The following is a 13,754-nucleotide window of genomic DNA, read 5'->3' as shown; positions in this document are numbered from 1 at the left end:
TAATTCTTCTTGCTTTTTCCAATCGGTTAGCATTGAAGAAGTTTGAGCGTAGCCTACTCTTTCTTGCTTTTCGTACCATCCTTGTGTTCTGAGATGGAGAGCTTTATTGTAAACTAATCTTACACAGCCCAAAGTGCGCCGCAATAGCGACTCTTGTTCTGGTGTGGGGTAAAATCGAAACGAATAGGCTTTTTCCATGTCTCACATTCTAGCATATATCGTGTAAATGCGCTAGTATTTAACAGTAAAGCCGTCGTAGAACGACGGGGTTTCAGACCCAAAATTTTCGATGAGCCTTTCTCTGTCAAATCTTAAGGAGTCATGGGTTTCATTTTTGAATTGGCTTAATGACGGCTGGAACGGTCGTGGCTGCTAATTTGGCGATCGCATCAATGATTCCCAAAGAAAAAGCATAACCTGGGGGACAGGGTAACTCATCACTGGAAAGAGGTAGTGATTCCCCTACGGTTGATAATAATGGCGGTTCTGTCGTCGCTTGGATGCTTTCACAATAGCTAACTCTCGTGACATAATTGGAGGACTTCCCACGGACATTAGCCACAGCAAAAGTTCCATAATCTGTCGGGTCTTTAGGTTGCCAATTTTGTTGGCGTTTGCTATCGGCATCTGAGATTTTCCCCCCCCATAAAACTGCTACATAACCATAACTATCACTTTGGCGAGGAATTGCGGCTATTTGCACTCCATGATTATTAATAACTTGTACCTCAAAATAATGGCTGGGCAGGGCAATTAACCCTGAGAGTTTTTCGATAAATTTTCCCTTGTCTAAATAGGATGCGTTCTGCACATCAACATAAGTAGATAATAATTTAATTACCTCTAAATTGCTGGGGCGAATAATCGGTTCATTTGGTGAGGTGGGTGGTTCAATCTTTGATGATTGTTGGGGTGAGTTGGGTGGTTCAATCTTTGATGATTTTTGGGTGGTTTTGAACCCATAAAACAGGGCTATCGAGGCAGCAATTGCACTGCCAAACCACAAATAATTACCATAGGCATTTTTCGCTTTGCGAGGCTGATTGAGGTCTTTTAATGCCGCTGAAGCTGATGTATAACGGTTACTTAAACCTGGCGCAATTAGACCATCTAAAACTTTCGCTAATTGAGAACTAACCGTATTTTCCCCAAGCCAGTCTCGCCAGACCCAATTATTATCACCATCCACTAAATTAAACGGTGATGTATTAGTTAATAAATAAATACAGGTTACACCCAAACTATAGAGGTCACTAGCAAAAACCGCTTTTCCTCGTAATTGTTCTGGGGCGACAAATTCCGCAGTTCCGATGCTAGTTCCCGTTTTAGCTAGGTTAGTTCCCGTGTGGAGTTTAGTCGCCCCAAAATCTACTAAAAAGAGACGTTTATCGCTGGTTCTACGGATAATATTAGCGGGTTTAACATCCCGATGAATTAGGTTTTTAGCGTGTAAATATTGTAAAATTGGTAAAATTTGATTAAGTATATCTCGGATTTGGCTTTCCCCAAATACCCCCCTTGCTGCTAATTCTTGTTCTAAGGTTTCTCCCGGAATGAACTCTTGGATAAGATACTGTTGTTCATCTATATAAAAATATGCCAAAAATTTGGGGATTTGGGGATGGTTAAGCACCTGTAAACTTTGGGCTTCTCGACGGAAGAGGCCAGAGGATACCTGAGCATCATTAGTCCTATGGGGGGAAAATTGTTTAATCGCACAGGGAGGGTGATTAGTTTCGCTTTCATCTATACCTAAATAGGTGATGCCAAACCCCCCAGACCCAATTTCTCTCAATCCTCGATAGCGATCGCCTAACTTTAATGACTGACCGCAGCGTTCACAGGATACAATATCTTTAGGGTTTTCGTGGCTACAGGTGGGATTAAAACAAAGACTCATAGTTTTTCCCCAGGACATAGTTATCGCTTAACTCTAACACAGATGCTGAGACTATGAGACAATCAACTGTTGATGATTATTACTGAACTTCCCCGTTGACAAAAGGCCATAACATCTGCTGTAGGAGGGATTAAGAGTATTCAAACCAATCGTCCCCAAGTCCTCCAATAAAGTCCGAAAACTATGCCCAGGAAAGTTCTCTTAATTCCTTTTTTTTTCTTTCTTTATAGGGGTATTTCTAGTTAGGGTCTCTTGTCTTTTTCTCTTCCTGTCTCCTCACCTAAGGGAAGATTTTTGATTTTTTCAGGATATATATTAATCTTTCAGCAATTGTAAGCGATAACGATACAAAGCCACAGGACGATTCGGCGCTTGGAAATAATCCGGCGATTGGGGGGAAAGATAAATGGCTGTCACCTGATCGCCTAGAATTTTATTAGGAGATAATAACTGATAGGCGGTGGTGGTTTCCACCTCATTAAGATAAGTATTGGTTTCTCCCCGGAAAATTTGTTGAATAATTTCTGTGGCAATAAATTGATTTCGGCTAGGAGTTTCGCTATTTCTGGCAATTACCGTGGAAATTAGTTGATGAGCGCCCCGTAAAAAGGTAATCTGACGATTGGGATTATTGGGGTCAGTTTTTACCGACAATACCGATTGATTACCTAAATAGGCGCGACTAATTGCTAAACCATTAAAGGATCGATCGGCCACAGTTGATGGTTTACTGATAATGGTGGATAAAAAGGCAGCATTTATCGGTCTGGACATAGCTTTCTCAATGAATCTCACTGGAAACTCGATCGATTGTTCTAGGTAACGACGATTACTTTCAAAACCCGGTGTGATAATCTGGGGAGCAAGAGGAGCGGTTAAATCGATTAGGGTACTGGTGACAGTCCAATTGCCTACCATCCAATCGGGATAAACTAAATCTCCGCTGGCAAAACTAACCACCGGTTTAGTCATCCAGCGAGGATAATTAGTTAAGCGATCGCTTAAATCTCCCGCTATAGATAATTCTAAATGGTTACTACAGCCTAGAATCAATACTAATAAGAACAAAATTATCCTTTGCATGGGTAAAAATATTTTTTAAGTAATATTCTTTAATTATGAACGATGTTATCAACTCTCAAGCCTTTAATCTCGATTCGGCAGTAATTCCCGTCGCACCGACTGGTTTTAAATCGGGTTTTATTGGCATTATTGGTCGTCCTAATGTGGGCAAATCTACCCTGATGAATCAATTAGTGGGACAAAAAATCGCCATTACTTCTCCCATCGCTCAAACTACCCGCAACCGTTTACGCGGCATTGTCACCGGCGAGCGCTCCCAGATGATTTTTGTCGATACCCCCGGCATTCACAAGCCTCATCACGAATTAGGCAAAGTTTTAGTTAAAAATGCTGAAAACGCCATAAATTCTGTAGATTTAGTTTTATTTGTTGTCGATAGTAGCAATTTTTTGGGTAGTGGCGATCGCTATATCGCCGATTTACTGACTAAAAACCAAACTCCCACGATTTTAGGGCTAAATAAAGCCGATCAGCAACCGGAAGACCTGCAACCTCTAGACGATAGTTATCGTGCCTTAGGGACGGAAAATAACTGGCCGCTGCTCAAATTTTCGGCACTGGAGGGGACGGGAATCGAAGCATTGCAAAATCTGTTAATTGATTCCCTCGAAGTCGGTCCCTATTACTATCCCCCCGATTTAGTCACCGATCAACCGGAAAGGTTTATTATGGGCGAATTAATCCGCGAACAGATTCTACTGCAAACCCGTCAGGAAATTCCCCATTCTGTGGCAGTGGTGATTGAACGCGTCGAGGAAACTCCCGCTTTAACCAAGGTTTTTGCCGCCATCAACGTGGAACGAGCTTCCCAAAAAGGGATCGTCATCGGTAAAAATGGCAGTATGTTAAAAGCGATCGGGACTTCCGCTCGATCGGCTATTCAAAAGTTAATCGCCGGGGAGGTATATTTAAAATTATTTGTGAAGGTAGAACCGAAATGGCGACAATCTCGCTCACTTTTAGCAGAATTTGGCTATCGCACCGAGGAGTGAAGTGGGGAAGTAGGCTGTGGGGTGTAGGGTGTAGGGTGTGGGGTGTGGGGTGTGGGGAGAAGCTTTTTTCAGTGATCAGTAAACAGTGAACTGAAAACTCACATCTGATAACTGATAACTGATAACTGATAACTGATAACTGATAACTGAAATGACCGATATTAAAACCCTAATTAAACAGGTACACCAAGAGGCAAAAAAAGAGGATTTTCCCATCGATACCCTAATTTACCAAGAGGCAAAAAAAGACCCTTTTGAACCGGTTTTGTATGGTGGTAATCTTGCTAGTCAGTTATGCTTTTTTGGCCGGGATTTAGGACGAGATGAAGTGTATGCAGGACAACCTTTGATCGGGGCTGCCGGTAGAATGGTAAGAGAGGGATTTTTTCAAGCTTGGCAGGGGAGAAAATCCCATGATCGTCAAGAGTTATTATCGGTATGCGATCGAATTTTCTTAACTAATACAGTTCCCTACAAACCCCCAGGTAATAAAGCTTATTCTGGGGAAGTGAAAGATCGGTTTCGTCCATTTATAGAAAAACTGCTAGTTTTTTATTGGCAAGGTGATCATATCATTACCCTTGGCACGGAAGCTTTTAAATGGTTTGAACCCTACGGTCAACCCAAAGAAGTAGATAAATTCTATCTTGATAAAGAACGCTTTACTAAAAAACTGCTAGTTACCCTTACCGCTACCGATGAAGATGGATTAAAACAGCAAAAGAAAGTGACTTTATTGCCTCTCCCCCATCCCTCTCCTCTCAATCAAAGATACTATGCCCTTTTTCCTGATTTATTACAAAAAAGATTAACTGAATTTGCCTTTTAACCGATGAGAATTTACGGCAATCGTCCCATAAAAACCCTAGCAGGACAATTAACCCGTCCGACGACAGCAAGGGTGCGAGAAGCTTTATTTAATATCTGGCAACATAAATTATCTGGCTGTCGTTGGTTAGATCTTTGTGCGGGTAATGGTTCCATGGGTGGGGAAGCTTTATGTCGAGGTGCGAGTCTAGTAATTGGAATTGAACAATCAGGACGCGCTGGCGAAATTATCAAGGAAAATTGGCGCAATTTAGCAACTTCCCACCAGCAATTCCAAGTAATTCGGGGGGATGTGCTGACAAAGTTAGCCACTTTAGCGGGGAAAAGTTTTGATTTAATTTATTTTGACCCTCCCTACGAAAGCGGGTTATATTTACCGGTACTAACTGCCATCTCTCAATCTAATTTATTAGATTCTCTGGGGGAAATTGCCGTGGAACATAATCCCAAATCTTGGCAAGCAATTAATCTAGAAAGTTTAACCATTTGTCGTCAGAAACGCTACGGCAATACCACCTTAACTTTTTATCAAAAAGCAGTTATCTCCTGACCACTGACTCTTAAGGGTTGGGTTGACAACAAGCTTAAAAAGGAGACTGGGAGTGGGGAGTGGGGAGTGGGGAGTGGGGTGTGGGGAGAATAAATAAAAATAATCTCCTGCCGACCGCCGGAAATGGTCAATTTTATTGGGCAGTCCCGAAAAAATTATTATTTCTCAACAAAATCACATAATTTGTCACTTTTCTTGACAATCATCCTGAGCAAACCGAGAAACTTTCTGGCAACCGCAGTTAATCGCCCCCTGTTTAAGCTATTTAAACGTAAATTATGATTTATTTCGATAAAATTCTCCACAAATAGGCTATATACTCCTAAAAAACTGAAACATCTTCTCCTAGTTCTTTTTTTGACCTCAAACTATACCGAAGTTTCCTGACACGGCAGCTTAACCATCTCCCCTTAAGCGTTCCTTCTCCCTAGTTTATCCCCTAGTTTTTGTATAAATTTATACCCGACAAAAATAGTCTGGTATATTTGACACCAAGATTTTGCGGGTGATAGGATGCTTGTACATCAGTTGACGGCAAGACAGGAAAATCATGACTCTAGCGACGAACATCAAAACATCAAAATTCATCCCCACCTTTACCCGCTTGGTTTCTAAGGAAGGAGGGACTTCCTACCCCCTGAAAGCGCTGAATATCTGCGAAGAAACCTTTGCACCTCTGGAAGTGGACTACGATTACGACCTCATCCGTCGCACCGTCACCAGAGAAAGCATTCAAGCAGGTCCCAATTCCATCTGGCGCTATCGTTCCTTTTTGCCAGTGGAAAGTGAAAATCCCATCGATGTGGGTACGGGTATGACTCCCCTAGTTAAATCCCACCGTTTAGCCCGGCGCTTGGGTCTAAAAAATCTCTACATTAAAAATGATGCCGTCAATATGCCCACTCTCAGCTTCAAAGATAGAGTGGTATCCGTCGCCCTTACCCGGGCCAAAGAATTAGGTTTTACCACCGTTTCCTGTGCTAGTACGGGAAATCTGGCCAATTCCACCGCCGCTATTGCCGCTCACGCTGGTTTAGACTGTTGTGTTTTCATTCCCTCCGATTTAGAAGCGGGTAAAATTCTCGGCACCCTAATCTATAATCCCACGGTAATGGCAGTTAAAGGCAATTACGATCAAGTTAACCGTCTCTGTTCAGAAGTGGGCAATACCTACGGTTGGGGTTTTGTCAACATCAATCTGCGTCCCTACTATTCCGAAGGTTCCAAAACTTTAGGCTTTGAAGTGGCCGAACAATTAGGCTGGAAACTCCCCGATCATATTGTCGCACCTTTAGCCAGTGGTTCCCTCTTTACCAAAATTTATAAAGGCTTCCAAGAATTCATCAAAGTCGGTTTGGTGGCAGATAAAGCAGTGCGTTTTAGTGGCGCTCAAGCGGAGGGTTGTTCCCCCATTGCCCAAGCTTTCAAGGAAGGACGGGATTTTGTCGCCCCAGTTAAACCCAATACTATCGCCAAATCGATCGCTATTGGTAATCCCGCCGATGGTGTTTATGCCCTGGATATTGCCCGTAAAACCGGCGGTAATATTGAATCCGTTACCGATGCCGAAATTATCGAAGGCATTAAACTTTTGGCAGAAACGGAAGGCATTTTCACGGAAACCGCGGGCGGTACGACTATCGCTGTCTTGAAAAAATTAGTAGAAGCGGGTAAAATCGACCCCGAAGAAACCACGGTCGTTTATATTACCGGTAATGGTCTAAAAACCCAAGAAGCGGTGCAGGGTTATATCGGTGAACCCCTGTTAATCGAACCGAAACTAGAAAGCTTTGAACGGGCCCTGGAACGTTCCCGCACCCTCGAACGCCTCGAATGGCAACAGGTTCTCGTCTAGAATTGATGTTCAGGGATGATGGGGCAATTATCCTCTTGCCTCATCTCCACAAGCAATTTAAATTCGCGCGCAGCTTACCGTCCTTTCCACTTTTTCCTTGATATCTATGGCTGTAAAAGTTCTCATTCCTACTCCCCTGCAAAAATTTACAGAAAATAACGCTACCATCGAGTGTAGTGCTAGTAGTGTCGGTGATTTAATTGAATCCTTAGAAGCAAGTTTCCCCGGTATTAAAGCCCGCTTATGCCTTGAAGATGGTACACCCCGGCGCTTTTTAAATTTCTACGTCAACAGTGAAGATATTCGCTTCCTCGATGGGACACAAACCCCCTTAGAAGATGGCGATGAAGTCAGTATCGTTCCTGCGGTAGCTGGAGGTTAACCTCCCTATAAGTTTGTTTTCCGTCAATTGTAATTAAACCCCTAGAAAGTGATGTTTTCTGGGGGCTTTTGTTTAGGTAAGTTCTAAGCTGCCCGCGCATTTAAATTGCCTTTTGTCTCTCCTGATATGTTACCTATACTCAACGGATTTAGTAAGTAGGGAGGCACAATTATTTGTAGGATGGGTTACGCTACCGCTAACCCATGCGGGCGTTGGGTTTCATGCTTCAACCCAACCTACGTTCTACTAATCTTTGTGTCCTTTGTGCCTTTGTGGTTGTTCATTAGTTATATTTAATCGACACCCAACGCATCTTTTGCCTTTTAACGTGACACATTTTATCCATTTTCACATTATACTAAATCTGGTTATTAAAAACTGATTATTTATTTTCCCCTTTGCATGAGTGCCTCTTGCATGAGTGCCTCTCCTCATAACTAGCCTATACTCAACGGATTTAGTATTATTATAAACTGAGACACATTTGGTCAATTGCCATAGAAGTTCTCATCTAAGATTTGCTCTGGCAAGAAAGGACAAATTTGAGGATAATCATTTTCTGGGGGAATCCGAACACCAAATTGAGCGAGTTTCCCTTCCTTAATTGCTACTTGACGAGCATCTGGATAAGCTTCCTCGATAGCAGTTTCTAGATAGGATTTGAGAGAAGGAGTATCGCGTAAGTTTTTCTGAATGCGCTGACGATGCTCAATAATAGAACAATACCAGCTATCCTTCATTGATGGCGGTGCGTCGTGCTGTACTTTTAATTTGAGCAAGTGAGCCAAAAGAATCATCAAATTACTTTCTAAACTTCTTTTTTCCGATTTTCCCAAATCGGTTAACTCCTCAATTAAGTTATCAGTATCCAGCGCAGCAAATTCCCGCTTCTGTAAGTGATTAATTGTTGTTGCGAGCCACAATTGAAAATCTTGTTCGTAGAGAGTCTTGGACATAGCGATAAGTTGTTCGTTCGTGTCAATAACTGCACGGATAACTAAGCGGATACAATTCTCAAGGCGTTGCTAATTTCTAGCTTCCCTTGTAGTTTACCAAAAAATCACCTAAAATGGAAACTATCTGTATCCCTTGCTGACTGCCTATGGCTCCCTACATCATTTTCTACCATCTTTGAGCAAACCGGCGAAAGATAAGGAATTAAAACTATGCCTTTAAGTTGGAATGAAATTAAAAATCGCGCAATCGCTTTTCAAAAAGAGTGGCAAGGAGAGACTTCAGAAAAGGCAGAATCTCAATTTTTTTGGAATGATTTTTTTCATGTCTTTGGCATTTCACGGCGTAGGGTATCTAGTTTTGAGCAACCGATCAAAAAAGCAGATAATAAACAGGGTTTTATAGATTTACTCTGGAAAGGAACGATTTTAGTTGAGCATAAATCGAAGGGGAAAGATTTAGAAAAAGCCACACAACAGGCTAAGGATTATTTCCCCAATTTAAAGGAACATGAGTTACCGCGTTATATTTTAGTATCGGATTTTCAACGGTTTAAATTATATGATTTAGATGCGGGTAATCAATGGGAATTTGAATTAAGTAATTTTGTTGATCATGTTCATTTATTTGATTTTATCGCAGGTTACGAAAAGCGAGTTTATAAAGACGAAGATCCCGTTAATCTTCAAGCAGCCGAGTTAATGGGAAAACTTCATGATTGCCTGAAAGAAATTGGTTATATAGGGCATGAATTGGAAGTTTATCTAGTGCGGTTATTATTTTGTTTATTTGCCGATGATACGGGTATTTTTAATCAGGGTATTTTCTGGGAATATATCGATATACATACCAAAGAAGATGGCAGTGATTTGGCGATGCACATCGCTTCTATTTTTCAGGTTTTGAATACACCAGAAGCAAAAAGATTAAAAAATCTCGATGAAAATTTAACTCAATTTCCCTACATAAATGGCAATTTATTCGAGGAGTCGTTACCTTTAGCGTCTTTTGATAGCAAGATGCGAGTCATGTTATTGGAAGCTTGTGCTTTTGATTGGGGAAAAATTTCTCCTGCGATTTTTGGCTCTATGTTTCAAGCGGTAATGAATCCAAAAGAACGACGCAATTTAGGGGCGCATTATACCTCCGAGAAAAATATTCAAAAGGTAATTAAACCCTTATTTTTAGATGATTTATCCAGAGAATTTGAGAAGATTAAAGGCAATCGCAATAAATTACTAGAATTTCACAAAAAGATTGCTAATTTATATTTTCTTGATCCTGCCTGTGGTTGCGGCAATTTTTTAATTATTACCTATCGTGAGTTACGGAATTTAGAAATTTTGGTGTTACAGGAATTAAATAAAACGGGACAGTTAGTAACAGATATTAGTGCTATTATTCAGGTAGATGTGAATCAGTTTGCGGGTATTGAATACGATGAGTTTGCGGTAAGAGTTGCTGAGGTGGCAATGTGGTTAATTGATCATCAGATGAATATTAAGGTTAGTAATACTTTTGGTCAGTATTTTCTGCGTTTACCATTAAAGAAAGCGGCAAAGATTGTTAATGGAAATGCCTTGCGGATTGATTGGGAGGAAGTTATATCAAAAGAGAAGCTCAATTTTATTTTAGGAAATCCTCCTTTTGTTGGTGCGATGATTATGAACGAACAGCAAAGGAATGATATGGCTTATGTTTTCGACGGTGAGAAAGGAATAGGCGTTTTAGATTATGTGTGTGCATGGTATATTAAGGCTGCTCAAATAATTCAGGGCAATAGAATCAGGGTTTCTTTTGTTTCCACAAATTCTATATCTCAAGGGGAGCAAGTTGCATTACTTTGGAATATTCTTTTTCAAAAATATCAGTTAAAAATTCATTTTGCCCATCGTACTTTTAAATGGAGTAATGAGGCAAAAGGAAACGCCGCAGTTCATTGTGTAATTATTGGCTTTGGAAGTTTTAATATAACAAATAAAATCCTATTTGATTATGAAGATATTCAAGGTGAATCATTAGTTGTTCAGTCTAATAATATTAATCCCTATTTGGTTGATGGAAGTGACATCATTATTTATAATCGAAGTTTTCCTTTATCTAATATTCCATTAATGCGTTTTGGTAGTATGCCAAGAGATGGTGGTAATTTTATTTTGACAGAACCAGAAAAAGAAGAATTTTTAAAATTAGAGCCGAAGGCAGAAAAATGGATTAGACCTTATACAGGAGCGCAAGAATTTATTAATGGTTATAGTCGCTACTGTCTATGGTTACTTGATATTTCTCCCAGGGACTTAAAGACATTACCAGAAGTCATAAAAAAAGTAGATAAGGTTAAAAATTTTAGATTAAAAAGTAAAGCTGCTTCTACTCGTAAATTTGCGGCGACACCTACTCTATTCTGTCAAATAGCACAACCCGAAACGAATTATTTACTTGTTCCCCGTGTTTCATCTGAAAGAAGAAAATATATTCCAATAGGTTTTATGAATAAAAATGTGATTGGTAACGATCAAGTTTTATTAATTCCTAATGCAAATCTATATTTATTTGGTATCTTAACTTCAGAAATGCACATGGCATGGTTTAAATATGTGTGTGGAAGATTAAAAAGTGATTATCGTTACTCAAAAGATATTGTTTATAATAATTTTCCTTTTCCAGAAAATATCACCGACAAACAAAAACAAACCGTCGAAACTTGCGCTCAAGCTGTGCTAGATACAAGGGAAAAATATCCTGATAGTAGCCTTGCCGATTTATACGATCCTTTAACCATGCCTCCCGACTTGCTCAAAGCTCACCAAAAACTTGACAAAGCCGTTGATTTGTGTTATCGTCCCCAACCCTTTACCAGTGAATTAAACCGTATTGAATACCTCTTTGAACTCTATGAAAAATTAACCGCTCCCTTACTCTCTACCAGCAAACAAAAAACCACGAAAAGAAAAAATCCTCAATAACGAAGGCACTCATGCAAAAGGCAGCTTTGTTCTCCCCACACCCCACACCCCATCACCCCATCCGCATCCCCAATCGAGGCAATTCCGGAGATTATATAAAAAAACACCCAGAACAATCGAGGTAATGGACAATACTAAAGGTTGTGTAGGTCATCAGAAAAGCCCTGTCAGGGTAAAATACCATGAAACTAGCGTCACGAGTCAATCAAGTTACCCCCTCCCTTACCCTAGCTATCGACTCCCTGGCCAAGGAAATGAAGAAAAACGGCGAAGATGTCTGTAGTTTTAGCGCCGGGGAGCCAGATTTCGACACACCCACTCACATCAAAGCTGCCGCGAAAAAGGCCCTCGATGAGGGAAAAACTCGCTACGGACCGGCTGCTGGGGAAGCGGGGTTAAGAAAAGCCATCGCCGAGAAATTGCTGCAGGATAATCAACTAGCATACAATGCCGATAATGTCATCGTTACCAATGGGGGTAAACAGTCTCTCTACAATCTAATCATGGCGTTAATTGAAGCGGGGGACGAAGTAATTATTCCCGCACCCTACTGGTTGAGTTATCCTGAAATGGTGACATTAGCGGGGGGAACATCGGTTATCGTCAACACTAGCCTAGAGAATCAGTATAAAATCACCCCCGAACAGCTAGAAGCGGCAATTACACCGAAAACTAAGTTATTTGTCCTCAATTCTCCCTCTAATCCCACCGGCATTGTCTATACTCCTGAAGAAATCGCCGCTTTAGCAAAAATTGTGGTTGAAAAGGATATTTTAGTGGTTTCTGATGAAATTTACGAGAAAATCCTCTACGATGGCGCAATTCACCGCAGTATCGCTTCTTTTGGTCCGGAAATCTTTCAGCGCAGTATTATTAGTAATGGTTTTGCTAAAGCTTTCTCGATGACGGGGTGGCGCGTCGGTTACATAGCAGGACCGGTGGAAATTGTCAAGGCCATGACTAAGATCCAAAGTCATAGTACCTCCAATGTCTGCACTTTTGCCCAATACGGTGCGATCGCTGCTTTGGCGAGTTCCCAAGATTGCATCGAGGAAATGGTCAAAGCTTTTAGCGAGCGCCGACAGTATATTTTAGAACGAGTGCGAGCAATTCCAGGACTCGATTGTCCTACTCCCAACGGTGCTTTTTATGTGTTTATTGATATTAGTCAAACTGGTTTAAAATCCCGGGATTTTTGTCAGAAACTCCTAGAAACCCAAAAAGTAGCCGCTATCCCCGGTATTGCTTTCGGTGCTGATGATTGTATTCGTCTTTCCTATGCTACAGATCTAAAGACGATTGAAAAAGGACTCGATCGCCTTGCTCAGTTTATCAGCACTTTGTAGGATTATTACTTTCTCTGTTGGGGGTGAATTTTGTTTACCCCTTTTTTTCGGTTTTCACAGCCAATTATCTGTAATCTCTAGAGGTATTAAGATGAGTGGGATCAAGTTAGAGGATATTAGGGAAATTACCAAGAATCCTCAAGGAAAAGGATATTTAATTATTTTTAATGATAACAGAGTAATTATTTTATATAAAAAAAGAACTATTGCTGCTTTGCTAACTCTGATTAGGTATGGAGAAGGTTGTGAGAGCGATCTAACTAATGCGACCAATAATTTACAAGAGATAAAAACTATACTCAAGGGTAAAATTCCTGAAAATTTAATTCAAGATTCCTATGCTGATGCTAATAAACCCTTTAGCGAACTTTGGAATGAAGAAGGATTTAATTTTATTTATGCTCCCCAAGGACAAAAAAGATTAGGCAGTCAAAAATATGTTTTAGATAGTTCCGATCATCAACGACTTTTTACCACTGCTGAATCACCGATTAGAACACCTCCCTCATCTCTAATTCAGAGAAATATATTAGAACAACAAAAAAATAAATGTAATTTTTGTGGCTCAATTCTTAAAAAGAAAGAAAATATCAATCAAAATACCTATGCTAAGGATCGAGTGCGTTTAGTTTGGGATCATCGGATTCCCGTAGAAAAAGGTGGAAATAGTGCCGATGACAATTTTCAAGCTCTCTGCTTCTATTGTAATAAATGCAAATGGCAAATCTGTAATCTTTGTAACTATGCTCCTGATAAATGTTCAGAATGCGTCTTAGCTTTTCCTGAAGTAACTAAGATTATTTTCCCCAGTCAAGAAAATATTGAAGACCGGTTAAATCGAGCTAAATAGGGTCTGCTGAAAAAGTTTTTCGGTGGGGGTTGGGGGTTGGGGGTTGGG

At 40.5% G+C, this 13,754-nt stretch carries 12 protein-coding genes; 8 read left to right on the top strand and 4 right to left on the bottom strand.

Annotation, left to right across the window (positions count from 1 at the left end; translation table 11 throughout):
* From IM319_RS15090 to IM319_RS15080, 3 genes are all read right to left on the bottom strand, one after another.
* Positions 1-198 (bottom strand): helix-turn-helix domain-containing protein (locus IM319_RS15090; RefSeq protein WP_287736106.1); only part of this gene is annotated, 198 nt, incomplete at its 3' end.
* Between the two features lie 130 nt (positions 199-328).
* Positions 329-1,900 (bottom strand): serine/threonine-protein kinase, encoded by a 1,572-nt coding sequence (locus IM319_RS15085; RefSeq protein WP_287736104.1) that lies wholly within the window; start codon positions 1,898-1,900, stop codon positions 329-331.
* Between the two features lie 315 nt (positions 1,901-2,215).
* A complete protein-coding gene (locus IM319_RS15080; protein WP_287736102.1) occupies positions 2,216-2,983 on the bottom strand; it encodes a DUF6816 family protein in 768 nt (255 codons plus the stop codon).
* Between the two features lie 35 nt (positions 2,984-3,018).
* Here IM319_RS15080 and era point away from each other — a divergent pair, with 35 nt between their 5' ends.
* The 5 genes from era to IM319_RS15055 all read left to right on the top strand — a co-directional run bounded on the left by era (position 3,019) and on the right by IM319_RS15055 (position 7,590).
* Positions 3,019-3,975: a GTPase Era gene (era, locus tag IM319_RS15075; protein WP_286825956.1), complete on the top strand. Its 957-nt coding sequence runs from the start codon at positions 3,019-3,021 to the stop codon at positions 3,973-3,975.
* 151 nt (positions 3,976-4,126) lie between these two features.
* A complete protein-coding gene (locus IM319_RS15070) occupies positions 4,127-4,804 on the top strand; it encodes a uracil-DNA glycosylase family protein (RefSeq protein WP_287736100.1) in 678 nt (225 codons plus the stop codon).
* Positions 4,805-4,807: 3 nt separating this feature from the next.
* Positions 4,808-5,353 (top strand): 16S rRNA (guanine(966)-N(2))-methyltransferase RsmD, encoded by a 546-nt coding sequence (gene rsmD, locus IM319_RS15065; protein WP_287684048.1) that lies wholly within the window; start codon positions 4,808-4,810, stop codon positions 5,351-5,353.
* 550 nt (positions 5,354-5,903) lie between these two features.
* Positions 5,904-7,208 (top strand): threonine synthase, encoded by a 1,305-nt coding sequence (thrC, locus tag IM319_RS15060; protein WP_110580361.1) that lies wholly within the window; start codon positions 5,904-5,906, stop codon positions 7,206-7,208.
* Positions 7,209-7,314: 106 nt separating this feature from the next.
* Positions 7,315-7,590, top strand: coding sequence for a MoaD/ThiS family protein (locus IM319_RS15055; RefSeq protein ID WP_287075724.1), 276 nt, complete (start codon positions 7,315-7,317; stop codon positions 7,588-7,590).
* Positions 7,591-8,078: 488 nt separating this feature from the next.
* On the opposite strand, the gene IM319_RS15050 is transcribed toward IM319_RS15055, so the two are convergent.
* Complete coding sequence (locus IM319_RS15050; RefSeq protein ID WP_287736098.1) at positions 8,079-8,546, bottom strand: DUF29 domain-containing protein; 468 nt, start codon at positions 8,544-8,546, stop codon at positions 8,079-8,081.
* A gap of 210 nt (positions 8,547-8,756) precedes the next feature.
* Between IM319_RS15050 and IM319_RS15045 the strand changes: the two genes are divergently transcribed.
* The 3 genes from IM319_RS15045 (at position 8,757) to IM319_RS15035 (ending at position 13,706) form a co-directional block, all read left to right on the top strand.
* Positions 8,757-11,510: a DNA methyltransferase gene (locus IM319_RS15045; RefSeq protein WP_287736096.1), complete on the top strand. Its 2,754-nt coding sequence runs from the start codon at positions 8,757-8,759 to the stop codon at positions 11,508-11,510.
* Between the two features lie 182 nt (positions 11,511-11,692).
* Positions 11,693-12,856 (top strand): pyridoxal phosphate-dependent aminotransferase, encoded by a 1,164-nt coding sequence (locus IM319_RS15040; protein WP_287736094.1) that lies wholly within the window; start codon positions 11,693-11,695, stop codon positions 12,854-12,856.
* Between the two features lie 91 nt (positions 12,857-12,947).
* Positions 12,948-13,706: an HNH endonuclease gene (locus IM319_RS15035; protein ID WP_287736092.1), complete on the top strand. Its 759-nt coding sequence runs from the start codon at positions 12,948-12,950 to the stop codon at positions 13,704-13,706.
* Positions 13,707-13,754: the final 48 nt, after the last annotated feature.

Source organism: Microcystis sp. M113S1 (genome assembly GCF_020246945.1).
GTDB lineage: Bacteria > Cyanobacteriota > Cyanobacteriia > Cyanobacteriales > Microcystaceae > Microcystis.
Note: the sequence above shows the minus strand (reverse complement) of the source record. Positions and strands in the feature narration are given on the sequence as shown.